Origin of the sequence: Streptomyces sp. XM4193 (assembly GCF_023072595.1) — a bacterium.
Classification (GTDB): Bacteria; Actinomycetota; Actinomycetes; order Streptomycetales; family Streptomycetaceae; genus Streptomyces.
Genome location: NZ_JALLGK010000001.1, coordinates 1257495 through 1284117, shown reverse-complemented (window position 1 = coordinate 1284117; position 26623 = coordinate 1257495). Strand labels below are relative to the sequence as shown.

Sequence of the window (26623 nt, the reverse complement as noted above, 5' to 3'; positions counted from 1 at the left end):
TGCCGAAAGCTGCTTCGACTACGCGGCCTCGGCCCGGCCGAGCGCGTTCAGCGCCCGGGAGGTGACGTCGGACACCGCGCCGAGCGCGGAGAGCGTGGTCACCAGGCCCTGGGAGCGGTAGTAGTCGATGATCGGCTCGGTCTCGCTGTGGTAGACCTCGAGGCGCTTGCGCACGGTGTCCTCGTGGTCGTCCTCGCGCTGGTACAGCTCACCACCGCACGTGTCGCACACGCCCTGCTCCTTGGAGGGGCTGTACTCGACGTGGAAGATGTGGCTGCTGTCCTGACGGCACATGCGCCGCCCGGCGATCCGCTTGACGATCTCCTCCTCGGGGACCTCCAGGTCCAGCACCGCGTCGAGCTTCAGCTCCGCGTCGCGGAGGATCCCGTCGAGCGCTTCGGCCTGTGCGAGGTTGCGGGGGAATCCGTCGAGCAGAAACCCGTCCTCGGCGTCCGCCTGGTCCATCCGGTCTTTGGCCATCCCGATGGTGACCTCGTCCGGCACCAGCTTGCCCTCGCGCATGAACTGCTGGGCCTTGAGCCCGAGTTCGGTGCCCTGGCTGATGTTGGCGCGGAAGAGGTCGCCGGTGGAGATGTGCGGAACAGACAGAGTCTGGGCGAGGAGCGCAGCCTGCGTGCCCTTGCCCGCTCCAGGCGGTCCGACGAGGACGATACGCATTAGCGGAGGAACCCTTCGTAGTTGCGCTGCTGGAGCTGGCTCTCGATCTGCCGAACAGTTTCGAGTCCAACACCCACGATGATCAGGATGCTTGTCCCGCCGAACGGGAACTCACCCTGCGCATTGAATGCGATCAGCGCGACGGTGGGCACCAGGGCGATCAGACCAAGGTAGATGGCGCCGGGCCACGTGATGCGGTTCAGCACGTAACCCAGGTACTCCGCCGTTGGGCGTCCGGCCCGGATACCGGGAATGAACCCACCATACTTCTTCATGTTGTCGGCAACTTCTTCGGGGTTGAAGGAGATGGCGACGTAGAAGAATGCGAAGAAGACGATGAGCAAGAAGTACGTCAGGACGTAAAGCGGGGCATCCTGCCGCTCCAGGTTCTGCCGGACCCAGTCCGCCCAGCCCGCGTCCGAGTTGCTGAACTGGACGACGAGCGCCGGGATGTAGAGCAGGGACGAGGCGAAGATGACAGGAATCACACCTGCCTGGTTCACCTTCAGCGGAATGTAGGTCGACGTCCCACCATACGAACGCCGCCCGATCATCCGCTTCGCGTACTGCACCGGAATTCGGCGCTGAGCCTGCTCGACGAAGACAACCAGACCGACCATTCCGAGACCGCAGAGGATCACGGTCCCGAACTCGATCCAACCGCCCGCCAGGTCGCCCTGCTGCTTGATCGCCCACAGTGCGCCCGGGAAACCCGAGGCGATGGAGACGAACATCAGCATCGACATGCCGTTGCCGATACCGCGGTCGGTGATGAGCTCTCCGAGCCACATGATCAGCGCGGTGCCCGCGGTCATCACGACCACCATCGAGATGGTGACGAACATCGAGCCGTCCGGCACGACTTCGTTGGCGACGCTGCATCCCTGGAAGAGGGTGCCGCTGCGGGCCGCCGCGACCAGACCGGTCGCCTGGAGCACCGCGAGCGCGATGGTCAGATAACGCGTGTACTGGGTGATCTTGGCCTGGCCGGCCTGACCCTCCTTCTTCAGCGCCTCGAGTCGCGGGATCACCACGACGAGCAGCTGAAGGATGATGCTTGCCGTGATGTACGGCATGATCCCGAGCGCGAAGATGGTGATCTGCATCAGTGCGCCACCACTGAACATGTTCACCAGGTCGAACAGACCCGACTGCCCGCTGCCCGCCTCGTCCTTGCAAACCTGGACTTGCTCATAGCTGACACCCGGCGTCGGGATCTGGGATCCCAGCCGGAAGAGCACGATGATGCTCAGCGTGAACAGCAGCTTCTTGCGCAGGTCGGGCGTCTTGAACGCCCGGGTGAACGCGCTGAGCACGGTACCTCCTGCGGCCTCCGCGTCCTACGCGAGAGGTGACGGTCTTGAGAAACGATGGATATGACGGAAAAGCAACTCTTCGTGCCCACAGCGATGGTCACGGCCGCGGGCAGTGTCCGCCACCTTACCCGCGAGAGGGCCGCCCGTGGAATGACCAACGGGGATGCCCCTGTTGAGGGCATCCCCGGAAGGCCATCACGGCGTCACTCTCAGACGAGCTCGGTGACGCTGCCGCCGGCTGCGGCGATCTTCTCCTTGGCGGAGCCGGAGACGGCGTCAACCGTCACCGTCAGCGCCACGGAGATCTCGCCGGAGCCGAGCACCTTGACGAGACTGTTCTTGCGAACCGCGCCCTTGGCGACCAGATCGGCCACCGTGACCTCGCCGCCCTCGGGGTAGAGGGAGGCCAGACGGTCCAGGTTGACAACCTGGTACTCGGTCTTGAACGGGTTCTTGAAGCCCTTGAGCTTGGGCAGCCGCATGTGCAGCGGCATCTGCCCACCCTCGAAGCGCTCCGGTACCTGGTAACGGGCCTTGGTGCCCTTGGTGCCACGACCGGCCGTCTTGCCCTTGGACGCCTCACCACGACCCACGCGGGTCTTGGCGGTCTTGGCGCCCGGAGCCGGACGGAGGTTGTGGATCTTGAGCGGCTTGTCTCCAGCCATCTCAGGAAACCTCCTCGACCGTGATGAGGTGCCGCACGGCGTGGACCATGCCACGGAACTCCGGACGGTCCTCCTTCACGACCACGTCGTTGACGCGCTTGAGACCGAGGGTCCGCAGCGTCTCACGGTGGTTCTGCTTCGTACCGATCACAGAACGGGTCTGGGTGATCTTGAGCTGCGCCATTACGCACTCACCCCAGCCCGCGCCCGCAGCAGAGCGGCGGGAGCAACGTCCTCGAGCGGCAGACCACGGCGGGCCGCGATCTCCTCGGGGCGCTGAAGGCCCTTCAGAGCGGCCACCGTGCCGTGCACGATGTTGATCGGGTTGGACGAGCCGAGCGACTTGCTCAGCACGTCGTGGATGCCCGCGCACTCCAGCACGGCACGCACCGGGCCACCGGCGATCACACCGGTACCGGGGGAAGCCGGCTTGAGCAGCACGACACCGGCTGCGTCCTCACCCTGGATGGGGTGCGGAATGGTGCCCTGGATGCGGGGAACCTTGAAGAAGTTCTTCTTGGCCTCCTCGACACCCTTGGCGATGGCGGAGGGAACTTCCTTCGCCTTGCCGTATCCGACACCCACGGTGCCATCGCCATCGCCCACCACGACCAGCGCGGTGAAGCTGAAGCGACGACCACCCTTCACTACCTTGGCGACACGGTTGATCGCGACGACGCGCTCAACGTACGCGGTCTTCTCGGCAGCTGCGCCGCCGTCCCGGCCCTTACGGTCCCGCCGCTCGCCGCCACCGGCGCCGCCACCGCGGCGCTGGGGTCCAGCCATTGGAAATACCTCTCTCGTCTGTCCGCTAGCTACGGAACCGGCTCAGAACTTGAGCCCGGCCTCGCGGGCGGCGTCCGCCAGAGCGGCGATGCGCCCGGCGTACCTGTTTCCACCGCGGTCGAAAACAACGGTCTCCACGCCCGCAGCCTTGGCACGCTCGGCCACCAGCTCGCCGACCTTCTGCGCCAGGGCGCTCTTGTCGCCCTCCGCGCCGCGGATGGAGCTGTCCATCGACGAGGCGGAGGCCACGGTGTGGCCCGCGATGTCGTCGATGACCTGCGCCACCATGTGCCGGTTGGAACGCGTCACGACCAGCCGCGGACGCTCGGGCGTGCCCGAGATCTTCTTGCGGATCCGGATGTGACGGCGCTTGGCAGCAGCGCGCTTGTACGCGTCGCCCTTGGCGATCTTCACGCCGTATGCCATGGCTTACTTACCAGCCTTTCCGACCTTGCGGCGGATGACTTCGCCCTCGTACTTGACGCCCTTGGCCTTGTACGGGTCGGGCTTCCGCAGCTTGCGGATGTTCGCGGCGACTTCGCCGACCTTCTGCTTGTCGATGCCCTCGACCGAGAAACGGGTCGGCGACTCGACCTTGAAGGAGATGCCCTCGGGCGCCTCCACCAGGATCGGGTGGCTGTAGCCCAGAGCGAACTCCAGGTTGGATCCCTTGGCCTGGACGCGGTAACCGACACCGCTGATTTCGAGCTTCTTGCCGTAGCCCTGGGTCACGCCAGTGATCATGTTCGCCACCAGCGTGCGGGACAGGCCGTGCAGAGCCTTGTTCCTGCTCTCGTCGTTCGGGCGGGAGACGGCGATGGAGCCGTCCTCACCCTTGGCGACCTCGATGGGCGCCGCGACGGTGTGCGAGAGGGACCCCTTGGGACCCTTCACCGCGACCGTACGGCCCTCGATGGTGACGTCCACACCGGCGGGAACCTGAATGGGGAGCTTGCCGATTCGCGACATGGCTTTTCCTCCGTTCCCTTCCGTTACCAGACGTAGGCGAGGACTTCCCCGCCCACGCCCTTCTTCTGTGCCTGCTGGCCGGTCAGCAGCCCGTGCGACGTGGAGATGATCGCCACGCCGAGGCCGCCCAGAACGCGGGGCAGGTTGGTGGACTTTGCGTATACACGCAGACCCGGCTTCGAGATGCGCTTGATGCCGGCGATGGAACGCTCGCGGTTGGGGCCGAACTTCAGCTCCAGGACGAGGCTCTTGCCGACCTCGGCGTCCTCGACCTTCCAACCGGTGATGTAACCCTCCTGCTGGAGGATCTCCGCGATGTGCGCCTTGATCTTGCTGTGCGGCATCGCGACGTCGTCGTGGTACGCCGAGTTCGCGTTTCGCAGACGCGTCAGCATGTCTGCGATCGGATCGGTCATGGTCATGTGATGGCCTTCGGCCTCTCTCGCCGGGGTTTCCTGTATGCGCCATCCCTCTCCCCGCTCAGGGGCGGGACGGGTGCGGCACGGGGACCTACGGCGTAGTAAGCGACTTTTGGCGGGCATGCGCCCGCGGCTGTCACGGGCGACGAGGCGCCCAACCCCCCAAGGCTAAGCCATGCGGGGAGGGCTCCCGTCGCCCAGATTGCTTACCGAGAGCCCTGGTTCTCCGAACCGCCGCCCGTCAGGCGTCCGTTGAGGACGCCGGCCGGGCGACGGAAACGGCAGTTACCAGGAGCTCTTGGTCACGCCCGGCAGCTCGCCGCGGTGGGCCATCTCACGAAGGCACACGCGGCACAGGCCGAACTTGCGGTAGACGGAGTGCGGACGGCCGCAGCGCTGGCAGCGGGTGTAACCGCGGACACCGAACTTGGGCTTGCGGGCAGCCTTGGCGATCAGGGCCTTCTTCGCCATGTCAGTTCTCCTTGAACGGGAAGCCGAGGTGACGCAGCAGGGCGCGGCCCTCTTCGTCGTTGGTCGCCGTGGTCACCACGGTGATGTCCATGCCCCGGACCCGGTCGATCTTGTCCTGGTCGATCTCGTGGAACATGACCTGCTCGGTGAGACCGAAGGTGTAGTTGCCCCGACCGTCGAACTGCTTCGGCGAAAGACCGCGGAAGTCGCGGATACGCGGCAGTGCGAGGGAGAGCAGCCTGTCCAGGAACTCCCACATCCGGTCACCGCGGAGGGTGACGTGGGCGCCGATCGGCTGGCCCTCACGCAGCTTGAACTGCGCGATGGACTTGCGGGCCTTGGTCACGGCGGGCTTCTGGCCGGTGATCGTGGTGAGGTCGCGGATGGCGCCCTCGATCAGCTTGGAGTCGCGGGCGGCGTCGCCCACACCCATGTTGACCACGATCTTGGTCAGACCGGGAATCTGCATGACGTTCTCGTAGGAGAACTCCTCACGCATCTTGCCCTGGATGTCCTCGCGGTACCGCAGCTTGAGGCGCGGTGAAGTGGTGGCAGTCATCAGATGTCCTCACCGGTCCGCTTGGCAACGCGGATCTTGTTGCCGTCCTCGTCGAAGCGGTAACCGACGCGGGTGACAACCTTGTTGCCGTCCTTCTCCACGACGAGCTGAACGTTGCTCACGTGAATCGGGGCCTCGGTCGTCACAATGCCGCCGGTCTTCGAACCACGAGCGGTCTGGCCGGCCTTGGTGTGCTTCTTGACCCGGTTGACACCCTCGACCAGGACGCGGTCCTCGCGCGGGAAGGCCTGAACGACCTTGCCCTGCTTGCCACGGTCCTTGCCGGTGATGACCTGAACCAGGTCGCCCTTCTTGATCTTCATGCTCACAGCACCTCCGGCGCGAGCGAGATGATCTTCATGAACTTCTTCTCGCGCAGCTCACGGCCCACGGGGCCGAAGATACGGGTGCCGCGGGGGTCGCCGTCGTTCTTCAGAATGACGGCGGCGTTCTCGTCGAAGCGGATGTACGAACCGTCGGCACGGCGGCGCTCCTTGACGGTGCGCACGATGACGGCCTTGATGACGTCACCCTTCTTCACGTTGCCACCGGGGATCGCATCCTTGACGGTGGCCACGATGACGTCACCGACGCCCGCGTAGCGGCGACCCGAACCACCGAGAACACGAATGCAAAGGATCTCCTTCGCGCCCGTGTTGTCGGCGACACGCAGTCGCGACTCCTGCTGGATCACGTCTCTCTCCTGATCGTCTGCCGGTTCCCGGCAGGGGCCTCACCGCGTACGGTGCGCGCCCCTGCCGAGCCTGGCGGAACTGGCCCTGAGAAACTCAGGGAGGTTACTTGGCCTTCTCGAGGATCTCGACGATGCGCCAGCGCTTGGTGGCGGAAAGCGGCCGGGTCTCCATCAGGAGAACGCGGTCACCCACCCCAGCGGCATTCTGCTCGTCGTGCGCCTTGAGCTTGTTGGTACGGCGGATGACCTTGCCGTACAGGGCGTGCTTGACGCGGTCCTCGACGGCGACGACGACGGTCTTGTCCATCTTGTCGCTGACGACCAGACCCTCGCGGGTCTTGCGGAATCCGCGCTGCTCGTTCGTTTCAGTCACATTCGTCTCGCTCATCAGGCGCTCTCCACCGTCTCGATGCCGAGCTCGCGCTCACGCATCAGGGTGTAGATCCGGGCGATGTCCTTGCGGACGGCCTTGAGCCGGCCGTTGTTCTCCAGCTGTCCGGTCGCCGCCTGGAAACGGAGCTTGAAGAGCTCCTCCTTGGCCTCGCGCAGCTTGACGACGAGCTCCTCGTCGTTCAGCTCACGCAGCTCGTTGGCCTTGGTACCGGTCGCCATCACGACTCACCTGCCTCGCGCCGCACGATCCGGCACTTCATCGGAAGCTTGTGAGCAGCGCGGGTGAGCGCCTCACGAGCAATCTTCTCGTTCGGGTAGGACAGCTCGAACATCACCCGACCGGGCTTGACGTTCGCGATCCACCACTCCGGAGAACCCTTGCCGGAACCCATGCGGGTCTCGGCCGGCTTCTTCGTCAGCGGACGGTCCGGGTAGATGTTGATCCAGACCTTGCCGCCACGCTTGATGTGACGGGTCATGGCGATACGAGCTGCCTCGATCTGCCGGTTCGTCACATACGCGGCGGATACGGCCTGAATGCCGTACTCACCGAAAGCAACTTCGGTACCGCCCTTGGCCATACCGTTGCGCTTGGGGTGGTGCTGCTTGCGGTGCTTGACCCTGCGCGGGATCAGCATGACGGTCAGGCCTCCGTTCCGCCGGTAGAAGGAGCGGCCTCGGCAGCCGGAGCAGCCGGGGCGTCGGCCTTGGCCGCCGCCTCGGGCTGTGCCTGCTGCTGCGGCTTGCGGCCACCACCGCGACGGTCGCCGCCACCACGACGCGGGCGGTCGTTGCCGCCGCCGCGCGAGGGACGGTTGCCGGCACGGGCAGCCGCGTTCTCGGCACGGACCTCGGCGATGTTCTTGACGTCGCCCTTGTAGATCCACACCTTGACGCCGATGCGGCCGAAGGTGGTCTTGGCCTCGAAGAACCCGTAGTCGACGTTCGCGCGAAGGGTGTGCAGCGGCACCCGGCCCTCGCGGTAGAACTCCGAGCGGGACATCTCGGCGCCGCCGAGACGGCCACCACACTGGATCTTGATGCCCTTGGCGCCGGCCTTCATCGTCGACTGCATGCTCTTGCGCATGGCACGACGGAAGGAGACGCGGGAGGACAGCTGCTCGGCGACGGCCTGGGCCACCAGCTGAGCGTCCGTCTCCGGGTTCTTCACCTCGAGGATGTTGAACTGGATCTGCTTGCCCGTCAGCTTCTCGAGCTTGCCGCGGATCCGCTCGGCCTCGGCACCACGACGGCCGATCACGATGCCCGGACGGGCGGTGTGAACGTCGACGCGAACCCGGTCACGGGTGCGCTCGATCTCGACCTTGGAGATGCCGGCCCGCTCCATGCCCTGCGTGAGCAGGCGGCGGATCTCGACGTCCTCCTTGACGTAGTCCTTGTACAGCTTGTCGGCGTACCACCGGGACTTGAAGTCCGTGGTGATGCCGAGCCGGAACCCGTGCGGGTTAACCTTCTGGCCCATTACCGGGTTCCTTCCTTGCTGCTGACGACCACCGTGATGTGGCTGGTCCGCTTACGGATCCGGTAGGCGCGACCCTGCGCACGCGGACGGAACCGCTTGAGGGTCGGGCCCTCGTCGACGTACGCCTCGGAGATGACGAGGCTGTCGGCGTCGGTGTGGTCGTAGTTGTGCGCGGCGTTGGCGATGGCGCTGTCGAGCACCTTGCCCACCGGCACGCTCGCGGCCTGCGGAGCGAAACGCAGGACCGCCTGAGCCTCCGTGGCACTCATGCCACGGACAAGGTCCACCACCCGGCGGGCCTTCATGGGCGTGACACGCACGTAGCGCGCCTGGGCCCTGGCTTCCATGGTTGTCCCTTCGATGTCAGTCATAAGTCTTCGCACTCCGCCGATCAGCGACGACGCGACTTGCGGTCGTCCTTCACGTGGCCGCGGAAGGTGCGGGTCGGCGCGAACTCGCCGAGCTTGTGGCCGACCATCGACTCGGTGACGAACACCGGGACGTGCTTGCGGCCGTCGTGCACCGCGATCGTGTGGCCGAGCATGGCCGGGACGATCATGGAGCGGCGGGACCAGGTCTTGATGACGTTCTTGGTGCCGGCTTCGTTCTGTACGTCCACCTTCTTGCTCAGGTGGTCGTCGACGAAGGGCCCCTTCTTGAGACTGCGCGGCATCTAAACCCGCTCCTAGCGCTTCTTGTTCGTCTTGCGGCGGCGGACGATGTACTTGTTGCTCGCCTTCTTCGGCGCGCGAGTACGTCCTTCCTTCTTGCCCCACGGCGACACCGGGTGGCGACCACCGGAGGTACGACCCTCACCACCACCGTGCGGGTGGTCGATCGGGTTCATGACCACACCGCGGACGGTCGGGCGAACGCCCTTCCAGCGCATACGGCCGGCCTTGCCCCAGTTGATGTTCGACTGCTCGGCGTTGCCGACCTCGCCGACAGTGGCGCGGCAGCGAACGTCCACCAGCCGGATCTCACCGGACGGCATGCGCAGGTGGGCCATGCGGCCCTCCCTCGCGAGCAGCTGCACGGAGGCACCGGCGGAGCGGGCGAACTTGGCGCCGCCGCCCGGCCGCAGCTCGATGGCGTGCAGCACGGTACCCACCGGGATGTTGCGCAGCGGCAGGTTGTTGCCCGGCTTGATGTCGGCGTTCGGGCCGTTCTCGATGCGGTCGCCCTGCTTCAGGTGCGCCGGCGCGAGGATGTAGCGCTTCTCGCCGTCCGCGTAGTGCAGCAGCGCGATGCGCGCGGTGCGGTTGGGGTCGTACTCGATGTGCGCGACCTTGGCCGGCACGCCGTCCTTGTCGTGACGACGGAAGTCGATCACTCGGTAGGCGCGCTTGTGGCCACCGCCCTGGTGGCGAACGGTCACACGACCGGCGTTGTTACGGCCGCCCTTGCTGTGCAGCGGGCGGACCAGCGACTTCTCCGGCGTGGACCGCGTGATCTCGACGAAGTCGGCGACGCTGGAGCCACGACGGCCCGGGGTCGTCGGCTTGTACTTGCGGATACCCATTTCTCAGTCCTCGTCCGATATCGGACGGATCGACTCCGTTAGGAGACCGGTCCGCCGAAGATGTCGATACGGTCGCCCTCGGCGAGGGTCACGATGGCGCGCTTGGTGTCTGCGCGCTTTCCGTAACCGGTCCTGGTGCGCTTGCGCTTGCCCTGGCGGTTGATCGTGTTGACTCCGATGACCTTGACCGAGAACACAGACTCGACGGCCTGCTTGATCTGGGTCTTGTTGGCCCGGGGGTCCACGATGAACGTGTACTTGCCCTCGTCCAGCAGTGCGTAGCTCTTCTCCGAGACCACGGGCTTGAACAGAATGTCCCGCGGGTCGCTGAAGGTCTTGCTGGTGACGGTTGCCTCGCTCATCAGGCTTCGCTCCCTTCGAGCTCAGCCCCGGCAGCGGTACGGCTGGCCACGAAGGCGTCGAAGGCGGCCTTCGTGAAGACCACGTCGTCGGAGACGAGCACGTCGTACGTGTTCAGCTGGCCCGGCTCCAGGACGTGTACCTGGGGCAGGTTGCGGGCGGAGAGCCACGAGACCTCGTCGGACCGGTCGGCGACCAGGAGCACGTTCTTGCGCTCGCTGACCTTGCCGAGCAGGGTCTTCGCGGCCTTGGTGGAGATCTCGCCCTCGACCACGCCGGTGACGACGTGGATGCGGTTGTGGCGGGCCCGGTCCGAGAGGGCACCGCGCAGGGCGGCGGCCTTCATCTTCTTCGGGGTCCGCTGCGAGTAGTCACGCGGCACGGGGCCGTGGACCACGCCACCGCCGGCGAACTGCGGCGCGCGGGTCGAACCCTGACGGGCACGGCCGGTGCCCTTCTGGCGGTACGGCTTGCGGCCACCGCCGCGCACCTCGCCACGCGTCTTGGTCTTGTGCGTGCCCTGGCGGGCAGCGGCCAGCTGCGCGACAACGACCTGGTGGATCAGCGGAACGCTGGTCCTGGCATCGAAGAGCTCGGCGGGGAGCTCGACGGTGCCGGTCTTGTCGCCTGCCGGCGAAAGAATGTCAACGGTGCTCATCTTTACCTCAGGCCCCCTTGGCCGCGGTACGGACCAGGACGAGGCCGCCGTTCGGACCAGGAACCGCGCCCTTGATGAGCAGCAGGCCCTTCTCCGCGTCAACGGCATGAACGGTCAGGTTCTGGGTGGTGACCCGCTCGTTGCCCGCGCGACCGGCCATGCGCATGCCCTTGAAGACACGGCCCGGGGTAGCGCAGCCACCGATGGCGCCCGGCTTGCGGTGCACGCGGTGGGCACCGTGGGACGCCTTGCCACCGCGGAAGCCGTGACGCTTCATCACACCGGCGGTGCCCTTGCCCTTGGACTTGCCGGTCACGTCGACCTTGATGCCCGACTCGAACACCTCAGCCGTGAGCTCCTGGCCCAGGGTGAATTCGGCGGAGTCGGCGGTACGGATCTCGACGAGGTGGCGCCGGGGGGTGACGTCCGCCTTGGCGAAGTGGCCCTTGAGGGGCTTGTTCACCTTGCGCGGGTCGATCTCGCCGAAGGCGATCTGGACGGCCTCGTAGCCGTCCCTTTCTGCACTGCGCACCTGGGTCACGACGCAGGGACCGGCCTTGACCACGGTGACCGGGACGACACGGTTGTTCTCGTCCCAGACCTGGGTCATGCCGAGCTTCTCGCCCAGGAGGCCCTTGATGTTCTTAACCATCTCTCGACACCCCTCAGAGCTTGATCTCGATGTCGACGCCGGCCGGAAGGTCCAGACGCATCAGCGAGTCAACGGTCTTGGGAGTCGGGTCGAGGATGTCGATCAGGCGCTTGTGGGTGCGCATCTCGAAGTGCTCGCGCGAGTCCTTGTACTTGTGCGGCGACTTGATGACGCAGTACACGTTCTTCTCTGTGGGCAGCGGCACCGGGCCTGCGACCGACGCACCAGTGCGGGTCACCGTCTCGACGATCTTCTTCGCCGAGTTGTCGATGACCTCGTGGTCGTAGGCCTTGAGCCGGATGCGGATCTTCTGTCCCGCCATGGCTACTTCGTAGTCCTGTCTCTCGTAAAAGCTCTGGTACCCGGTGAAACTCCACCCCCGTCCGACCCACGCGGTCGGGCGTGTCGCAACCCTTCCCGTACTTCACCGCATGACTCCATGCCGAGAAATCCCTTGAGAAGGGGAGGAGTTGGGGGGAGGCAAAACCCACCGGATGCCTGGTTGGAAGCCCCTCCCGCACTTCCCGAAAGATTCCCGTACTTCCGCCCCTGAGCAGGGACGACGAGTACGCGGGACTCGCTTCCGGTCCTCCCGGCGGGAGGCGCACGGCATCGGCACTCAACCGAGCAACCTGGCTAGTGTGCCATAGCGGGCACTGGGAGGGCCAATCGGCCCAGTCCCCTCCCCGCGACGCCTTCACACCGTGACAGGCATCACACTTCAAATACCTTGCACTCACGCCGAGTTGAGCTGCCACTCCCGGGCTCCGGCGAGGGTGGCCGCGTACACCGTGCGAGCGATACGCGCGCCCCAGCGGCTGCGCGGCCCGGCGAACGGCTCGACCGCCCCGCCGGCAGCCGGTGCACGCGCGACCACGCACACCGCGTCCGACGGTGTCCCCGAGCAGTCCGCACCGGCGTCCAGCAGCGCCTGCACCTTGGCCTCGGTCGCGGTCGCGACGGCGTTCACCAGAGCCGCATCACTCAAAGGAGCGACGACCGCGATCACGGTGTTGACGGTCCCCACCGACGGCGGCCCCGGCTGCGCCGGAAGCCCCGACGGGCGCTCCGCGGCCCAGCCCCGCACCCCGAGCCCCGTGGTCACCACCGTGCGTACGCCCGCTTCCTCGCAATCCGTGAACCGGGCCACCCGCGCCGCGGTCATCAGGCCCACGCCGGCGCCCTCCAGCCCTGCGGCGAGAGCGAGTTCGGCAAGGTGTGCGGCGGGGTCGGTACGGCGGTAGCCGGGCGGCACCTGCGCGTTGAGCACCCAGCCCCGCTCCCCCAGGCCGCCGCCCAGCACGGCGGAGGAGCACGCCCGCTGCCCGGGTCCCAACCGCCACACCAACTGCGGAAGGCTCGTCCCACCCTCCTCCCGCACCGTCAACTCCGGTGCGCAGGGGGCGACTTCGGGGAACACGTCCATCCGCACTCCGGTATCTCGGTGCAACCGGCCTCTCGGCCCGGACCCGCGAAAGGGCCCGTACGACCGAGGTCGCACGGGCCCTTCCCGTGGTACTGGTACTGCGAGCCCTTACGGGCCGGGGGTCACTTGTTGATCTTGGTGACCTGGCCGGCGCCGACGGTCCGGCCACCCTCACGGATGGCGAACTTGAGGCCCTCCTCCATGGCGACCGGCTGGATCAGCTGGACGGACATGGTGGTGTTGTCGCCCGGCATGACCATCTCGGTGCCCTCGGGGAGGGTCACGACGCCGGTCACGTCGGTGGTACGGAAGTAGAACTGCGGGCGGTAGTTGTTGAAGAAGGGGGTGTGACGGCCACCCTCGTCCTTCGACAGGATGTACGCCTGCGCCTCGAACTCCGTGTGCGGGGTGACGGTGCCCGGCTTGATGATGACCTGGCCGCGCTCGACGTCCTCGCGCTTGATGCCGCGGAGGAGCAGACCGACGTTCTCACCGGCCTGGCCCTCGTCCAGCAGCTTCCGGAACATCTCGATGCCGGTCACCGTGGTGGTGGTCTTCTCGGCCTTGATGCCGATGATGTCGACAGTCTCGTTGACCTTGAGGATGCCACGCTCGATACGGCCGGTGACGACCGTACCGCGACCGGTGATCGTGAAGACGTCCTCGATCGGCATGAGGAACGGCTTGTCGACCTCGCGCTCCGGCTGCGGGATGGCCTCGTCCACGGCCTTCATCAGGTCGAGAACGCTCTGGCCCCACTCGCCGTCGCCCTCGAGGGCCTTCAGCGCCGAGACCTTGACGACCGGCAGGTCGTCGCCCGGGAACTCGTACTCGGTGAGGAGCTCACGGACCTCGAGCTCGACGAGCTCCATGATCTCCTCGTCGTCCACCATGTCGGCCTTGTTCAGGGCGACAACGATGTACGGAACGCCGACCTGGCGGGCCAGGAGCACGTGCTCCTTGGTCTGCGGCATCGGGCCGTCGGTGGCGGCGACCACGAGGATGGCGCCGTCCATCTGAGCGGCACCGGTGATCATGTTCTTGATGTAGTCCGCGTGACCCGGGCAGTCGACGTGGGCGTAGTGACGGCTCTCCGTCTGGTACTCGACGTGCGCGATGGAGATGGTGATACCGCGCTGGCGCTCCTCGGGCGCCTTGTCGATGTTCTCGAAGGCCGAGGCCTCGTTGAGGTCGGGGTAGGCGTCGTGCAGCACCTTGGTAATGGCCGCCGTGAGGGTGGTCTTACCGTGGTCGATGTGACCGATGGTGCCGATGTTGACGTGCGGCTTAGTCCGCTCGAACTTCGCCTTCGCCACTGGGGTCCTCCTGTGGACTGGTGCTGTACGCCTCCGCAGTTTACGGAGGGTTCAGGTGGTCGTACCGAACCGGCCAGGACCCCTAGGGGGACGCCCTTGGCCCGTTCGCTCTTAAGGGCTGGCGGCCGGGGCCGGTGCGGACCGTCGAGCGGACCGCACCGGTAACCCGAATGCCTATTGCTACAGCCTAAGGGCTGTGACTTCGGCTTCTAGCCGAGGTCACTCACCCTTGGCCTTCGCGATGATCTCCTCGCTGACGTTCTTGGGAACCTCGGCGTAGGAATCGAACTGCATGGAGTAGCTCGCGCGACCGGAGGTCTTGGAGCGAAGGTCACCGACGTAACCGAACATCTCCGACAGCGGGACGAGTCCCGTGACGAGCTTGGCGCTGCCGCGGTCCTCCATGGACTGAACCTGTCCGCGACGGGAGTTGATGTCGCCGATCACATCGCCCATGTAGTCCTCGGGCGTGGTGACCTCGACCTTCATCATCGGCTCGAGCAGGGCCGGGCTGGCCTTGCGTGCGGCCTCCTTGAAGGCGATCGAACCGGCGATCTTGAACGCCATCTCCGAGGAGTCGACGTCGTGGTACGCACCGTCGAGCAGGGTCACGCGCACGCCGGTCAGCGGGTAGCCGGCGAGCACGCCGAACTCCATCGCGTCCTGGCAACCGGCGTCCACCGAGGGGATGTACTCCCTGGGGATACGGCCACCGGTGACCTTGTTGACGAACTCGTAACCGTCGCCCTCGAGAGGCTCGATCGCGATCTGCACCTTCGCAAACTGGCCGGAACCACCGGTCTGCTTCTTGTGCGTGTAGTCGTGCTTCTCGACGGACTTGCGCAGCGTCTCGCGGTACGCGACCTGCGGCTTGCCGACGTTGGCCTCGACCCGGAACTCCCGCTTCATACGGTCGACCAGCACGTCGAGGTGCAGCTCGCCCATACCCGCGATGATGGTCTGGCCGGTCTCCTCGTCGGTCTTGACCTGGAAGGACGGGTCCTCCTCGGCCAGCCGCTGGATGGCCACACCCAGCTTCTCCTGGTCGCCCTTGGTCTTCGGCTCGATGGCGACCTCGATCACCGGAGCCGGGAACTCCATGGACTCCAGGATGACCGGGCTGCCCTGGTCGCAGAGCGTCTCACCGGTGGTGGTCTGCTTGAGACCCATCACGGCGATGATGTCGCCGGCGCCCACCGACTCGATCTCCTCACGCTTGTTCGCGTGCATGCGGTAGATCTTGCCGATGCGCTCCTTGCGGCCCTTGACCGAGTTGAGCACCGCGGTGCCGGAGACCAGACGGCCGGAGTAGACGCGCACGAACGTGAGCTTGCCCAGGTGGGGGTCGCTCGCGATCTTGAACGCCAGGCCGGCGAAGGGCTCGTCGTCGGACGGCTTGCGCTTGATGACCGTCTCCGGGTCCTTGACGTCCTGGCCTTCGACGGCCTCGACGTCCAGGGGCGACGGCAGGTAGCGCACGACCGCGTCGAGCAGGGGCTGAACGCCCTTGTTCTTGAACGCGGTTCCGCAGAACACCGGGGTGACCGTGGTCGTGCCCTCGGCGCCCGTGGACGCCAGGGTGACGCGGCGGATGGCGGCCATCAGCTGCTCCTCGGTGGGCTCGACGCCCTCGAGGTACAGCTCCATCATCTCGTCGTCGTTCTCCGAGACGGCCTCGAGGAGCTTGCCGCGCCACTCGTCGGCGCTCTCCTTGTGGCTGTCCGGGATCTCGACGACGTCGTAGGCCTCACCGAGCTTGGTGTCGGCGGACCAGACGAGCGCCTTCATCTGGACGAGGTCGACCACGCCCGTGAAGTCCGCCTCGGCGCCGATCGGCAGCTGCATGACGATGGGGGTCGCACCGAGGCGGTCGACGATCATGTCGACGCAGCGGTGGAACTCCGCACCCGTGCGGTCCAGCTTGTTGACGAAGCAGATGCGCGGAACGCCGTAGCGGTCCGCCTGACGCCACACCGTCTCGGACTGCGGCTCCACACCGGCGACACCGTCGAACACCGTCACGGCACCGTCGAGCACGCGCAGCGAACGCTCCACCTCAACGGTGAAGTCGACGTGCCCGGGGGTGTCGATGATGTTGATGGTGTGGTCGACGTCGTTCAGCGGCCAGTGACACGTGGTCGCGGCCGAGGTGATCGTGATGCCGCGTTCCTGCTCCTGCTCCATCCAGTCCATGGTGGCTGCGCCGTCATGGACCTCACCGATCTTGTAGCTCACACCGGTGTAGTACAGGATTCGCTCGGTGGTGGTCGTCTTGCCCGCGTCGATGTGGGCCATGATCCCGATGTTTCGGACCCTGGCCAGGTCAAGTGAAGTGGTAGCCATAAGGCTTCAGTCTTCTCTCGGTCTCGATGTGGGTAGCGACTACCAGCGGTAGTGCGCGAAGGCCTTGTTGGACTCGGCCATCTTGTGGGTGTCCTCGCGCTTCTTCACGGCAGCGCCGAGGCCATTGCTGGCGTCGAGCAGCTCGTTCATCAGACGCTCGGTCATCGTCTTCTCGCGGCGGGCGCGGGAGTAACCCACGATCCAGCGCAGTGCGAGAGTGGAGGAGCGGCCGGGGCGAACCTCGACCGGCACCTGGTAGGTGGCGCCACCGACACGCCGCGAGCGGACCTCGAGGGTCGGCTTCACGTTCTCGAGCGCGCGCTTGAGGGTGATGACCGGGTCGTTACCGGTCTTCTCCCGCAGACCCTCCATGGCGCCGTACACGATGCGCTCGGCGGTGGAGCGCTTTCCGTGCAGCAGCACCTTGTTGATGAGGGACGTCACCAGAGGAGAACCGTAGACCGGGTCGATGATGACCGGGCGCTTCGGGGCAGGGCCCTTACGAGGCATTCTTACTTCTCCTTCTTGGCGCCGTAGCGGCTGCGAGCCTGCTTGCGGTTCTTGACGCCCTGGGTGTCGAGGGAACCACGGATGATCTTGTAGCGAACACCCGGCAGGTCCTTCACACGGCCACCGCGCACGAGCACGATGGAGTGCTCCTGCAGGTTGTGGCCCTCACCCGGAATGTAGGCAGTGACCTCGATGCCACTGCTGAGCTTCACACGGGCGACCTTGCGGAGCGCCGAGTTCGGCTTCTTCGGGGTGGTGGTGAAGACACGCGTGCAGACGCCACGACGCTGCGGCGAACCGTCTAGCGCGGGCGTCTTGTTCTTCTCGACCTTGTCCTGCCGGCCCTTGCGGACCAGCTGCTGGATCGTAGGCACAGTCTCTCCGGTTTCTGTGTGCCGTATCGGTAAATCTAACCTGGGCCACCTCACCGACCCACGCGGTCGGGTGTGTCGAAGCCACCACGTCTCTCATCGAGGAGAACTCCACCGATTCGGAGAGTGTGTGATCCCGGTGTCGCCCGCTCGCATCCAGCAGAACCGCTTCGCCAGGGAAGGAGTCGCGGATACGAGCCATCGCATGAGCGCAGGGGACACCCCAGGCACAAGGTCAGAGCGTACCGACCGCGCAGGCTCCGGTCAAAATCGATACGGAGCGGCGGGCCCGCCCGGAGAGCGCGGCCCGGTTCAACGGGACCGCGCGGGAAACGTCGGCGTATCGGTGCCGCGCTCGTCGGCAGGCACTCGGCGCAACTCTGCCCGGCCCCGAACAGAACCAAACCTCGCTGCTCCGACCAGAAACGGATCCCGCGGGAAACGGATCCGCGGGGAACCCAAAGGCTCCCGCGGACGGCTTCCGCGGAATCAGGCCGCCAGCACCGCGATCAGGATGAACAGCGACCAGAAGGCCATACCGAGGTAGCCGAGCACCAGACCGGCGGTGGCCATGCCGTCGCCCTTCTCGGTCCTGCCCTGCATCTCCGCCCGCGCCTTGTGGCCGAGAATCACCGCGGGCAGCGACGTCAGCCCCCAGGTCATCGGCGTCAGCACACCGCACACCAGCGCGCCGATGGCCGTGCTGTTGGTCGAGCTGGGCGGCGGCACGGCCGCCCAGTTCCGCTGCGGCATCGGGACCGGACGGAACGCCTGCGGCACCACCGCCATCGGCTGCTGCTGATAGCCGGTCATCGGCACCGGGCCCTGCGGCAGATCGACGATCATCGGCTGAATGTCCGCGTACGTCGCCGCCCGGTGCACACGGTCGAGCCGGTGATCGTACTCCTCCTTCGACAGCCGACCCTCCGAGTAGCCGGCCTTGAGCACGTCGGCAGCGCGCTCGCGGTCGGAATCCGACGCACGCATCATCGGATTGTGACCGGGCTGCCCCTGCCCCGCGCCGTGCCAGTGGAGCGACATCCCCAGCACCTCCCCGCCTTAGACCGAGTACTGTCCCCATGTTCCATGACGACTGGGCCCGACGGGGAGTTCCGGGCAGGACCGTATGAGAACGCCGACACAGCCGTCACCGATACGAGACCCTTGCCGCGCGCGGGCTGCAGACCTGTGCGGGCCGACGCGCGGGCCGAACGCCGAGAGGCGGCCCCCCACCCCCGAAGGAGTGGAGAACCGCCTCTGGCGGAACGCTCGCGCCTACTGGTTGTACGGACCGTAGTCGTAGTCCTCCAGCGGTACGGCCTGGCCGGAGCCGGTGCCGAACGGCGAGTAGTCGATGTCGTCGTAGCCGACGGCCGAGTACATCGCGGCCTTGGCCTCCTCGGTCGGCTCGACCCGGATGTTGCGGTAGCGGGACAGGCCCGTACCGGCCGGGATGAGCTTACCGATGATGACGTTCTCCTTGAGGCCGATCAGGGAGTCCGACTTGGCGTTGATCGCCGCGTCGGTGAGCACCTTGGTCGTCTCCTGGAAGGACGCCGCCGACAGCCACGACTCGGTGGCCAGCGAGGCCTTGGTGATACCCATCAGCTGCGGCCGGCCGGAGGCCGGGTGGCCGCCGGTCTGCACCACGCGACGGTTCTCGCCCTCGAACTTGGTCCGCTCGACCAGCTCGCCCGGCAGCAGCTCCGCGTCACCGGACTCGATGATCGTCACACGGCGCAGCATCTGCCGGATGATGATCTCGATGTGCTTGTCGTGGATCGCCACGCCCTGCGAGTTGTAGACCTTCTGCACTTCCTGGACCAGGTGGACCTGGACGGCCCGCTGGCCGAGGATGCGCAGCACGTCGTGCGGGTTGATCGCACCCACGGTCAGCGCCTGGCCGACCTCGACGTGGTCGCCGTCGTGCACCAGCAGACGGGCACGCTTGGAGACCGGGTAGGCCGCCTCCTCCGCGCCGTTGTCCGGGGTGACGATGACCTTCTTGGTCTTGTCCGTCTCGTCGATGCGGACACGGCCCGCGACCTCCGAGATCGGCGCGACACCCTTGGGCGTACGGGCCTCGAAGAGCTCGACCACACGCGGCAGACCCTGGGTGATGTCGTCACCGGCCACACCACCGGTGTGGAAGGTGCGCATCGTCAGCTGGGTGCCGGGCTCACCGATGGACTGGGCGGCGATGATGCCGACCGCCTCACCGATGTCGACCAGCTTGCCGGTGGCCAGCGAACGCCCGTAGCACATGGCGCAGGTGCCGACCGTCGACTCACAGGTGAGGATCGAACGGGTCTTGACCGTCGAGATGCCGTGCCGGACCAGCTCGTCGATGAGCACGTCGCCGAGGTCGGTACCGGCCGGGCCGAGCACCTTTCCGTCGACCACGATGTCCTCGGCGAGGCAGCGCGCGTACACGCTGGTCTCGACGTCCTCGGCCTTGCGCAGCACACCGTCGGCGCCCTTGGCCGCGATCTCCAGCTTCAGACCGCGCTCGGTGCCGCAGTCCTCCTCGCGAATGATCACGTCCTGGGAGACGTCGACCAGACGACGGGTGAGGTAACCGGAGTCGGCGGTCCGCAGGGCGGTGTCGGCCAGACCCTTGCGGGCGCCGTGCGTGGCGATGAAGTACTCCAGCACGGACAGGCCGTCCCGGTACGAGGCGCGAATCGGCTGCGCGATGGTCTCGTTCTTCGCGTTCGACACCAGACCGCGGATACCGGCGATCTGACGCAGCTGCATCATGTTTCCTCGGGCCCCGGAGTCGATCATCATGAAGATCGAGTTGGTGCGCGGGAAGTGCGCCTGCATCGCCTCGGTGACCTCGTTGGTCGCCTTGTTCCAGACGACGACCATCTCCTGGTTGCGCTCGTCCCGAGTGATCAGACCGCGCTCGTACTGCTTCTGGATCTTCTGCGCCTGGCCCTCGTAGTTCGCGAGGATCGCCGGCTTCTCCGGCGGGCCCACGATGTCCGAGAACGCGACCGTGACGCCCGAGCGGGTGGCCCAGTGGAAACCGGCCGCCTTCAGGTTGTCCAGCGTCGCGGCGACCGCCACCTTCGGGTAGCGCTCGGCGAGGTCGTTGACGATCGCCGAGAGCTGCTTCTTGCCGACCGTGTAGTCGATGAAGGGGTAGTCCTCGGGCAGCAGCTCGTTGAAGAGCGCGCGGCCCAGCGTCGTACGGATCCGGAAACCGCTGCCGATCTGCCAGTCCGGCTCGCCGTCCTCGGCCGCCGGCGACTCGAAGCCGAGCGGAGGCACGGAACCGATCGGGAAGTTGATGTCGACCTTCGCCTGGAGCGAGAGCTCGCCCGCGTCGAAGGCCATGATCGCTTCCGCGGTCGAGGCGAACGCCCTGCCCTCGCCCTTGACCTCGCGCTCCTCCTCGTCGGTGGTGAGGAAGAAGAGGCCGAGCACCATGTCCTGGGTCGGCATGGTGACGGGACGACCGTCGGCCGGCTTCAGGATGTTGTTCGACGACAGCATCAGGATGCGCGCCTCGGCCTGGGCCTCGGCGGACAGCGGCAGGTGCACGGCCATCTGGTCACCGTCGAAGTCCGCGTTGAACGCGGTGCACACGAGCGGGTGAATCTGAATGGCCTTGCCCTCGACCAGCTGCGGCTCGAAGGCCTGGATGCCGAGGCGGTGCAGGGTCGGCGCACGGTTGAGCAGCACCGGGTGCTCGGAGATGACCTCTTCGAGCACGTCGTACACCACGGTGCGCTGACGCTCGACCATGCGCTTGGCCGACTTGATGTTCTGCGCGTGGTTCAGGTCGACCAGACGCTTCATCACGAACGGCTTGAAGAGCTCCAGCGCCATCGCCTTGGGCAGACCGCACTGGTGCAGCTTCAGCTGCGGGCCGACGACGATCACGGAACGGGCCGAGTAGTCGACGCGCTTGCCGAGCAGGTTCTGACGGAAGCGGCCCTGCTTGCCCTTCAGCATGTCGCTGAGGGACTTCAGCGGACGGTTGCCCGGACCGGTGACCGGACGACCGCGGCGACCGTTGTCGAACAGCGCGTCGACGGCCTCCTGGAGCATCCGCTTCTCGTTGTTCACGATGATCTCGGGCGCACCGAGGTCGAGCAGACGCTTGAGACGGTTGTTCCGGTTGATGACCCGGCGGTACAGGTCGTTCAGGTCGGAGGTGGCGAAGCGGCCACCGTCGAGCTGGACCATCGGACGCAGGTCCGGCGGGATCACCGGGACGCAGTCCAGCACCATGCCCTTGGGGCTGTTGCGGGTCTGCAGGAAGGCGGAGACGACCTTGAGGCGCTTGAGCGCACGGGTCTTCTTCTGGCCCTTGCCGGTGCGGATGATCTCGCGGAGGCGCTCGGCCTCCTCGTCCAGGTCGAAGGTCTCCAGACGCTTCTGCAGCGCGGCGGCGCCCATCGAACCGTCGAAGTACGTGCCGAAGCGGTCACGCAGCTCGCGGTAGAGGAGCTCGTCGCCCTCCAGGTCCTGGACCTTGAGGTTCTTGAAGCGGGTCCAGACCTCGTCCAGGCGGTCGATCTCGCGCTGGGCACGGTCGCGGAGCTGCTTCATCTCGCGCTCGGCGCCCTCGCGCACCTTGCGGCGGACGTCCGCCTTGGCGCCCTCGGCCTCCAGCTCGGCGAGGTCGTTCTCCTGCTTCTTGGCACGCGTCTCGAGGTCGGCGTCGCGCCGCTGCTCGATCTGCTGACGCTCGACGGAGACGTGCGCCTCCAGGGACGGCAGGTCGCGGGTGCGACGCTCCTCGTCCACGAACGTGATCATGTACGCCGCGAAGTAGATGACCTTCTCGAGGTCCTTCGGCGCCAGGTCGAGCAGGTAGCCCAGACGGGACGGGACACCCTTGAAGTACCAGATGTGCGTGACGGGGGCGGCCAGTTCGATGTGGCCCATCCGCTCGCGGCGCACCTTGGCGCGGGTCACCTCGACGCCGCAGCGCTCACAGATGATGCCCTTGAAGCGGACGCGCTTGTACTTGCCGCAGTAGCACTCCCAGTCCCGGGTCGGACCGAAGATCTTCTCGCAGAAGAGCCCGTCCTTTTCCGGCTTCAGGGTGCGGTAGTTGATGGTCTCCGGCTTCTTGACCTCACCGTGGGACCACTGACGGATGTCGTCGGCGGTGGCGAGGCCAATTCGCAGTTCGTCGAAGAAGTTGACGTCGAGCACTCTCGTCAATCCCTCTCAGGGTCGAGTCAAAAAGGGGTCTGAACGGGGGTCCGGGGAGAGCCGGGGAGCGTCCTGCTGTGGCGGGACGCTCCCCGGCCAGCCCGTCAGACCTCTTCGACGCTGCTCGGCTCGCGCCGGGACAGGTCGATACCGAGCTCTTCCGCGGCGCGGAAGACGTCCTCGTCGGTGTCACGCATCTCGATGGACATGCCGTCCGAGGACAGCACCTCCACGTTCAGGCAGAGCGACTGCATCTCCTTGATGAGCACCTTGAAGGACTCGGGGATGCCGGGCTCGGGGATGTTCTCGCCCTTGACGATCGCCTCGTAGACCTTCACACGTCCGGTGACGTCGTCGGACTTGATCGTCAGGAGCTCCTGGAGCGCGTACGCGGCGCCGTACGCCTCGAGCGCCCACACCTCCATCTCACCGAAGCGCTGGCCACCGAACTGCGCCTTACCGCCCAGCGGCTGCTGGGTGATCATCGAGTACGGGCCGGTCGAGCGCGCGTGCAGCTTGTCGTCGACCAGGTGGTGCAGCTTCAGGATGTACATGTAGCCGATCGAGACCGGGTCCGGGAACGGCTCTCCGGAACGACCGTCGAACAGCTGCGCCTTGCCGGAGGGCTGGACCATCCGGCGGCCGTCGCGGTTGGGCAGGGCGTGGTTGAACAGGCCGGCGAGCTCGTCCTCCCGCGCACCGTCGAAGACCGGGGTCGCGACGTTGGTGCCCGGCGCGACCTCGTCGGCGCCGATCGCCTTGAGACGCTCCATCCACTCCTCGGAGCCCTCGACCTTCCAGCCCCGCGAGGCCAGCCAGCCGAGGTGGATCTCCAGGACCTGGCCCGGGTTCATCCGGGAGGGCACACCGAGCGGGTTCAGGATCACATCGACCGGGGTGCCGTCCTCCAGGAACGGCATGTCCTCGACCGGCAGGATCTTGGAGATGACGCCCTTGTTGCCGTGGCGGCCGGCGAGCTTGTCACCGTCGGTGATCTTGCGCTTCTGCGCCACGTAGACACGGACCAGCTGGTTCACGCCCGGGGGCAGCTCGTCGCCCTCCTCGCGGTCGAAGATGCGCACGCCGATGACCTTGCCGGTCTCGCCGTGCGGCACCTTCAGCGAGGTGTCGCGCACCTCGCGCGCCTTCTCTCCGAAGATCGCGCGCAGCAGCCGCTCCTCGGGGGTCAGCTCGGTCTCGCCCTTCGGGGTGACCTTGCCGACCAGGATGTCCCCGGCCTCGACCTCGGCACCGATACGGATGATGCCGCGCTCGTCGAGGTCGGCGAGGACCTCCTCGGAGACGTTCGGGATGTCCCGGGTGATCTCCTCCGGACCCAGCTTGGTGTCACGGGCGTCGACCTCGTGCTCCTCGATGTGGATCGAGGAGAGGACGTCGTCCTGCACCAGACGCTGCGAGAGGATGATCGCGTCCTCGTAGTTGTAGCCCTCCCACGGCATGAACGCGACCAGCAGGTTCTTGCCGACGGCCAGCTCGCCGTCCTCGGTGGAGGGACCGTCGGCCAGGACCTGACCCTCGATCACCCTGGCGCCCTCGTCCACGAGCACCTTCTGGTTGAAGGAGGTGCCCTGGTTGGAGCGGTGGAACTTGGAGACGCGGTACGTGGTGTACGTGCCGTCGTCGTTCGCGACGGTGACGTAGTCGGCCGAGACCTCCTGGACGACACCGTCCTTGTCGGCCTTGATGACGTCACCGGCGTCGACCGCGGCGCGGTACTCCATGCCGGTGCCGACCAGCGGCGACTCGGCCTTGATGAGCGGCACGGCCTGCCGCATCATGTTCGACCCCATGAGTGCGCGGTTGGCGTCGTCGTGCTCGAGGAACGGGATCATGGCCGTCGCCACCGACACCATCTGGCGCGGCGAGACGTCCATGTAGTCGACCTCGGTGCCCGGGATGTTGTCGACCTCGCCGCCACGACGGCGGACCAGCACGCGCTCCTCGGCGAAGTGGAGGTCGTCCGTCAGCGGGGCGTTGGCCTGGGCGATGACGAAGCGGTCCTCCTCGTCGGCCGTCAGGTAGTCGACCTCGTCGCTGACGACACCGTCGGTGACGCGGCGGTACGGGGTCTCGACGAAACCGAAGGCGTTGACCCGGCCGTAGGAGGCGAGCGAGCCGATCAGGCCGATGTTCGGGCCTTCCGGCGTCTCGATCGGGCACATCCGGCCGTAGTGCGAGGGGTGCACGTCACGGACCTCGAAGCCGGCCCGCTCACGGGAGAGACCACCCGGACCGAGCGCCGAGAGACGGCGCTTGTGAGTGAGCCCGGAGATCGGGTTCGTCTGGTCCATGAACTGCGACAGCTGGCTGGTGCCGAAGAACTCCTTGATGGAGGCGACGACCGGCCGGATGTTGATCAGGGTCTGCGGCGTGATCGCCTCGACGTCCTGGGTGGTCATCCGCTCGCGGACGACCCGCTCCATCCTGGCCAGACCCGTGCGGACCTGGTTCTGGATGAGCTCGCCCACGTTCCGCAGGCGGCGGTTGCCGAAGTGGTCGATGTCGTCGGTCTCGACGACGATCTCGTCACCCTCGGCGCTGACCGTCTCGGTCTCGCCGGCGTGCAGCTTCACCAGGTACTTGATCGTGGCGATGACGTCGGCGTTGGTGAGCACGCCGGAGTTCAGCGGCTCGTCACCGCCGAGCTTCTTGTTGATCTTGTACCGGCCGACCTTCGCCAGGTCGTACCGCTTCGGGTTGAAGTAGAGGTTCTCCAGCAGGGTCTGGGCGGCCTCCTTGGTCGGCGGCTCGCCCGGACGCAGCTTCCGGTAGATGTCGAGGAGCGCGTCGTCCTGACCCTGGGTGTGGTCCTTCTCCAGGGTGGCGCGCATCGACTCGTACTCGCCGAACTCCTCGAGGATCTGGTCCGTGGTCCAGCCCAGAGCCTTCAGCAGCACGGTGACGGACTGCTTGCGCTTGCGGTCGATGCGGACACCGACCATGTCGCGCTTGTCGACCTCCATCTCCAGCCAGGCACCCCGGGAAGGGATGATCTTGGCGGAGAAGATGTCCTTGTCGGACGTCTTGTCCACGGAGGAGTCGAAGTAGACACCGGGCGAACGAACGAGCTGCGAGACGACCACGCGCTCGGTGCCGTTGATCGCGAAGGTGCCCTTGTTGGTCATGAGCGGGAAGTCGCCCATGAAGACCGTCTGAGACTTGATCTCACCGGTCTCGTTGTTGGTGAACTCGGCCGTGACGAACAGCGGAGCCGCGTACGTGAAGTCGCGCTCCTTGCACTCTTCCAGGGAGTTCTTCGGCGGCTCGAAGCGGTGGTCCCGGAAAGTCAGGGACATCGACCCCGAGAAGTCCTCGATCGGCGAGATCTCTTCGAAGATCTCTTCCAGACCGGACTTGTTGGGGACGTCCTCACCGCGCTCCAGCGCGGCCTCGACGCGGGCCTTCCAAGCGTCGTTGCCGAGGAGCCAGTCGAAGCTCTCGGTCTGGAGCGCAAGGAGGTTGGGAACCTCGAGAGGTTCCCTGATCTTCGCAAAGGAGATACGCAATGGGGCGGTGCTGGCGCCGTTGTTCGAATTGACGGTCGAGGCGTTGCGCGAGGCGGCCAAGAGGGGGTCCTTCCGAGGGCTCGGACTCACTACGCGCATACCGGTGCCCCCGGGTGACGGCAGGAGGCAACTAACAGGCAGCGCAAAGTGTCAGTGTAGCCACAAGGCACACTGATGTCCAGAGCGGATATCCGGAGATCGGCGCAGTGCCTCTCTCTCCCTCCGGGAGGGATCACTCCCTCGTTGTTCCTCCATTGCCTTCAGGGCCTCGACCGGGTCTGTACGCCCGGCCCGAGAGAGCCCTGCCTTGCGCTTCGAGCGGCCTCCTTC

Annotated in this window: 31 protein-coding genes; all 31 read right to left on the bottom strand. The window is 66.4% G+C overall.

Annotated features, from left to right (window positions below):
- Window positions 1-18: 18 nt before the first annotated feature.
- Window positions 19-678, bottom strand: a complete 660-nt coding sequence (locus MTQ01_RS05425) for an adenylate kinase (protein ID WP_247487099.1) — start codon at window positions 676-678, stop codon at window positions 19-21.
- Complete coding sequence (gene secY / locus MTQ01_RS05420; protein WP_247487098.1) at window positions 678-1994, bottom strand: preprotein translocase subunit SecY; 1317 nt, start codon at window positions 1992-1994, stop codon at window positions 678-680. Before secY ends, MTQ01_RS05425 begins: the two co-directional genes overlap by 1 nt.
- 209 nt (window positions 1995-2203) lie before the next feature.
- Window positions 2204-2659 (bottom strand): 50S ribosomal protein L15, encoded by a 456-nt coding sequence (gene rplO / locus MTQ01_RS05415; protein WP_247487097.1) that lies wholly within the window; start codon window positions 2657-2659, stop codon window positions 2204-2206.
- Window position 2660: 1 nt separating this feature from the next.
- On the bottom strand, window positions 2661-2843 hold the full coding sequence (gene rpmD / locus MTQ01_RS05410; protein ID WP_211039096.1) for a 50S ribosomal protein L30: 183 nt from the start codon (window positions 2841-2843) through the stop codon (window positions 2661-2663).
- Window positions 2843-3445 carry a 30S ribosomal protein S5 gene (gene rpsE / locus MTQ01_RS05405; RefSeq protein ID WP_247487096.1) on the bottom strand — a complete coding sequence of 201 codons (603 nt, stop codon included), beginning with the start codon at window positions 3443-3445 and terminating at the stop codon, window positions 2843-2845. Before rpsE ends, rpmD begins: the two co-directional genes overlap by 1 nt.
- A 42-nt stretch (window positions 3446-3487) precedes the next feature.
- On the bottom strand, window positions 3488-3871 hold the full coding sequence (gene rplR, locus MTQ01_RS05400; RefSeq protein ID WP_247487095.1) for a 50S ribosomal protein L18: 384 nt from the start codon (window positions 3869-3871) through the stop codon (window positions 3488-3490).
- Window positions 3872-3874: 3 nt separating this feature from the next.
- Window positions 3875-4414, bottom strand: coding sequence for a 50S ribosomal protein L6 (gene rplF, locus MTQ01_RS05395; RefSeq protein ID WP_247487094.1), 540 nt, complete (start codon window positions 4412-4414; stop codon window positions 3875-3877).
- 23 nt (window positions 4415-4437) lie between these two features.
- Complete coding sequence (gene rpsH, locus MTQ01_RS05390; RefSeq protein WP_211039092.1) at window positions 4438-4836, bottom strand: 30S ribosomal protein S8; 399 nt, start codon at window positions 4834-4836, stop codon at window positions 4438-4440.
- A gap of 282 nt (window positions 4837-5118) precedes the next feature.
- Entirely contained in the window at window positions 5119-5304 is a 186-nt protein-coding gene (locus MTQ01_RS05385) for a type Z 30S ribosomal protein S14 (protein ID WP_003948630.1), read from the bottom strand.
- 1 nt (window position 5305) lies between these two features.
- Window positions 5306-5863 (bottom strand): 50S ribosomal protein L5, encoded by a 558-nt coding sequence (gene rplE / locus MTQ01_RS05380; protein ID WP_247487093.1) that lies wholly within the window; start codon window positions 5861-5863, stop codon window positions 5306-5308.
- The gene (rplX, locus tag MTQ01_RS05375; RefSeq protein ID WP_247487092.1) at window positions 5863-6186 is read right to left on the bottom strand and encodes a 50S ribosomal protein L24; all 324 of its coding nucleotides are present in this window, start codon (window positions 6184-6186) and stop codon (window positions 5863-5865) included. Before rplX ends, rplE begins: the two co-directional genes overlap by 1 nt.
- Before the next feature lie 2 nt (window positions 6187-6188).
- Window positions 6189-6557, bottom strand: a complete 369-nt coding sequence (rplN, locus tag MTQ01_RS05370) for a 50S ribosomal protein L14 (RefSeq protein WP_211039089.1) — start codon at window positions 6555-6557, stop codon at window positions 6189-6191.
- A gap of 103 nt (window positions 6558-6660) precedes the next feature.
- Complete coding sequence (rpsQ, locus tag MTQ01_RS05365; RefSeq protein WP_211039088.1) at window positions 6661-6945, bottom strand: 30S ribosomal protein S17; 285 nt, start codon at window positions 6943-6945, stop codon at window positions 6661-6663.
- Window positions 6945-7169 carry a 50S ribosomal protein L29 gene (gene rpmC, locus MTQ01_RS05360; protein ID WP_211039087.1) on the bottom strand — a complete coding sequence of 75 codons (225 nt, stop codon included), beginning with the start codon at window positions 7167-7169 and terminating at the stop codon, window positions 6945-6947. The genes rpsQ and rpmC overlap by 1 nt, the downstream gene beginning before the upstream one ends.
- A complete protein-coding gene (gene rplP, locus MTQ01_RS05355; protein WP_247487091.1) occupies window positions 7169-7588 on the bottom strand; it encodes a 50S ribosomal protein L16 in 420 nt (139 codons plus the stop codon). Before rplP ends, rpmC begins: the two co-directional genes overlap by 1 nt.
- A gap of 5 nt (window positions 7589-7593) precedes the next feature.
- Window positions 7594-8433, bottom strand: coding sequence for a 30S ribosomal protein S3 (gene rpsC, locus MTQ01_RS05350; RefSeq protein WP_211039085.1), 840 nt, complete (start codon window positions 8431-8433; stop codon window positions 7594-7596).
- Entirely contained in the window at window positions 8433-8780 is a 348-nt protein-coding gene (rplV, locus tag MTQ01_RS05345) for a 50S ribosomal protein L22 (RefSeq protein WP_211039102.1), read from the bottom strand. Before rplV ends, rpsC begins: the two co-directional genes overlap by 1 nt.
- 44 nt (window positions 8781-8824) lie before the next feature.
- Entirely contained in the window at window positions 8825-9106 is a 282-nt protein-coding gene (gene rpsS / locus MTQ01_RS05340) for a 30S ribosomal protein S19 (protein ID WP_103501089.1), read from the bottom strand.
- Between the two features lie 12 nt (window positions 9107-9118).
- On the bottom strand, window positions 9119-9955 hold the full coding sequence (gene rplB, locus MTQ01_RS05335) for a 50S ribosomal protein L2 (RefSeq protein WP_247487090.1): 837 nt from the start codon (window positions 9953-9955) through the stop codon (window positions 9119-9121).
- A 38-nt stretch (window positions 9956-9993) separates the two neighbouring features.
- Entirely contained in the window at window positions 9994-10317 is a 324-nt protein-coding gene (gene rplW, locus MTQ01_RS05330; protein WP_247487089.1) for a 50S ribosomal protein L23, read from the bottom strand.
- Window positions 10317-10973, bottom strand: coding sequence for a 50S ribosomal protein L4 (gene rplD / locus MTQ01_RS05325; protein ID WP_247487088.1), 657 nt, complete (start codon window positions 10971-10973; stop codon window positions 10317-10319). The genes rplW and rplD overlap by 1 nt, the downstream gene beginning before the upstream one ends.
- Before the next feature lie 7 nt (window positions 10974-10980).
- Complete coding sequence (gene rplC, locus MTQ01_RS05320; RefSeq protein WP_247487087.1) at window positions 10981-11625, bottom strand: 50S ribosomal protein L3; 645 nt, start codon at window positions 11623-11625, stop codon at window positions 10981-10983.
- Between the two features lie 13 nt (window positions 11626-11638).
- The gene (gene rpsJ / locus MTQ01_RS05315; protein ID WP_016473429.1) at window positions 11639-11947 is read right to left on the bottom strand and encodes a 30S ribosomal protein S10; all 309 of its coding nucleotides are present in this window, start codon (window positions 11945-11947) and stop codon (window positions 11639-11641) included.
- 414 nt (window positions 11948-12361) lie between these two features.
- Window positions 12362-13051, bottom strand: a complete 690-nt coding sequence (locus tag MTQ01_RS05310; protein WP_247487086.1) for an adenosylcobinamide amidohydrolase — start codon at window positions 13049-13051, stop codon at window positions 12362-12364.
- Window positions 13052-13173: 122 nt separating this feature from the next.
- Window positions 13174-14367 carry an elongation factor Tu gene (gene tuf / locus MTQ01_RS05305; protein ID WP_247487085.1) on the bottom strand — a complete coding sequence of 398 codons (1194 nt, stop codon included), beginning with the start codon at window positions 14365-14367 and terminating at the stop codon, window positions 13174-13176.
- 219 nt (window positions 14368-14586) lie between these two features.
- On the bottom strand, window positions 14587-16710 hold the full coding sequence (gene fusA / locus MTQ01_RS05300; protein WP_247487084.1) for an elongation factor G: 2124 nt from the start codon (window positions 16708-16710) through the stop codon (window positions 14587-14589).
- Window positions 16711-16749: 39 nt separating this feature from the next.
- Window positions 16750-17220: a 30S ribosomal protein S7 gene (gene rpsG / locus MTQ01_RS05295; protein ID WP_143649007.1), complete on the bottom strand. Its 471-nt coding sequence runs from the start codon at window positions 17218-17220 to the stop codon at window positions 16750-16752.
- A gap of 2 nt (window positions 17221-17222) precedes the next feature.
- Window positions 17223-17594 carry a 30S ribosomal protein S12 gene (gene rpsL, locus MTQ01_RS05290; RefSeq protein ID WP_143649006.1) on the bottom strand — a complete coding sequence of 124 codons (372 nt, stop codon included), beginning with the start codon at window positions 17592-17594 and terminating at the stop codon, window positions 17223-17225.
- Between the two features lie 486 nt (window positions 17595-18080).
- A complete protein-coding gene (locus tag MTQ01_RS05285; RefSeq protein ID WP_247487083.1) occupies window positions 18081-18632 on the bottom strand; it encodes a DUF1707 and DUF4190 domain-containing protein in 552 nt (183 codons plus the stop codon).
- 234 nt (window positions 18633-18866) lie between these two features.
- Entirely contained in the window at window positions 18867-22766 is a 3900-nt protein-coding gene (locus MTQ01_RS05280) for a DNA-directed RNA polymerase subunit beta' (protein ID WP_247487082.1), read from the bottom strand.
- A gap of 104 nt (window positions 22767-22870) precedes the next feature.
- On the bottom strand, window positions 22871-26353 hold the full coding sequence (gene rpoB / locus MTQ01_RS05275; RefSeq protein ID WP_247487081.1) for a DNA-directed RNA polymerase subunit beta: 3483 nt from the start codon (window positions 26351-26353) through the stop codon (window positions 22871-22873).
- Window positions 26354-26623 lie beyond the last annotated feature (270 nt).

Bases quoted from the DNA above. Each gene is read 5' to 3' on its own strand.
- rplW (WP_247487089.1), bottom strand. From the start codon at position 10,317: ATGAGCGAGGCAACCGTCACCAGCAAGACCTTCAGCGACCCGCGGGAC.
- rpmC (WP_211039087.1), bottom strand. From the start codon at position 7,169: ATGGCGACCGGTACCAAGGCCAACGAGCTGCGTGAGCTGAACGACGAG.
- rpsC (WP_211039085.1), bottom strand. From the start codon at position 8,433: ATGGGCCAGAAGGTTAACCCGCACGGGTTCCGGCTCGGCATCACCACG.
- rplX (WP_247487092.1), bottom strand. From the start codon at position 6,186: ATGAAGATCAAGAAGGGCGACCTGGTTCAGGTCATCACCGGCAAGGAC.
- rpsQ (WP_211039088.1), bottom strand. From the start codon at position 6,945: ATGAGCGAGACGAATGTGACTGAAACGAACGAGCAGCGCGGATTCCGC.
- rpsH (WP_211039092.1), bottom strand. From the start codon at position 4,836: ATGACCATGACCGATCCGATCGCAGACATGCTGACGCGTCTGCGAAAC.
- rplE (WP_247487093.1), bottom strand. From the start codon at position 5,863: ATGACTGCCACCACTTCACCGCGCCTCAAGCTGCGGTACCGCGAGGAC.
- MTQ01_RS05385 (WP_003948630.1), bottom strand. From the start codon at position 5,304: ATGGCGAAGAAGGCCCTGATCGCCAAGGCTGCCCGCAAGCCCAAGTTC.
- rpsG (WP_143649007.1), bottom strand. From the start codon at position 17,220: ATGCCTCGTAAGGGCCCTGCCCCGAAGCGCCCGGTCATCATCGACCCG.
- rplF (WP_247487094.1), bottom strand. From the start codon at position 4,414: ATGTCGCGAATCGGCAAGCTCCCCATTCAGGTTCCCGCCGGTGTGGAC.
- MTQ01_RS05285 (WP_247487083.1), bottom strand. From the start codon at position 18,632: ATGTCGCTCCACTGGCACGGCGCGGGGCAGGGGCAGCCCGGTCACAAT.
- rpsE (WP_247487096.1), bottom strand. From the start codon at position 3,445: ATGGCTGGACCCCAGCGCCGCGGTGGCGGCGCCGGTGGCGGCGAGCGG.
- rplR (WP_247487095.1), bottom strand. From the start codon at position 3,871: ATGGCATACGGCGTGAAGATCGCCAAGGGCGACGCGTACAAGCGCGCT.
- rplV (WP_211039102.1), bottom strand. From the start codon at position 8,780: ATGGAAGCCAGGGCCCAGGCGCGCTACGTGCGTGTCACGCCCATGAAG.
- rplC (WP_247487087.1), bottom strand. From the start codon at position 11,625: ATGGTTAAGAACATCAAGGGCCTCCTGGGCGAGAAGCTCGGCATGACC.
- rplP (WP_247487091.1), bottom strand. From the start codon at position 7,588: ATGCTGATCCCGCGCAGGGTCAAGCACCGCAAGCAGCACCACCCCAAG.
- MTQ01_RS05310 (WP_247487086.1), bottom strand. From the start codon at position 13,051: ATGGACGTGTTCCCCGAAGTCGCCCCCTGCGCACCGGAGTTGACGGTG.
- rpsS (WP_103501089.1), bottom strand. From the start codon at position 9,106: ATGCCGCGCAGTCTCAAGAAGGGGCCCTTCGTCGACGACCACCTGAGC.
- MTQ01_RS05425 (WP_247487099.1), bottom strand. From the start codon at position 678: ATGCGTATCGTCCTCGTCGGACCGCCTGGAGCGGGCAAGGGCACGCAG.
- rpmD (WP_211039096.1), bottom strand. From the start codon at position 2,843: ATGGCGCAGCTCAAGATCACCCAGACCCGTTCTGTGATCGGTACGAAG.
- fusA (WP_247487084.1), bottom strand. From the start codon at position 16,710: ATGGCTACCACTTCACTTGACCTGGCCAGGGTCCGAAACATCGGGATC.
- rplD (WP_247487088.1), bottom strand. From the start codon at position 10,973: ATGAGCACCGTTGACATTCTTTCGCCGGCAGGCGACAAGACCGGCACC.
- rpsJ (WP_016473429.1), bottom strand. From the start codon at position 11,947: ATGGCGGGACAGAAGATCCGCATCCGGCTCAAGGCCTACGACCACGAG.
- rplO (WP_247487097.1), bottom strand. From the start codon at position 2,659: ATGGCTGGAGACAAGCCGCTCAAGATCCACAACCTCCGTCCGGCTCCG.
- rplB (WP_247487090.1), bottom strand. From the start codon at position 9,955: ATGGGTATCCGCAAGTACAAGCCGACGACCCCGGGCCGTCGTGGCTCC.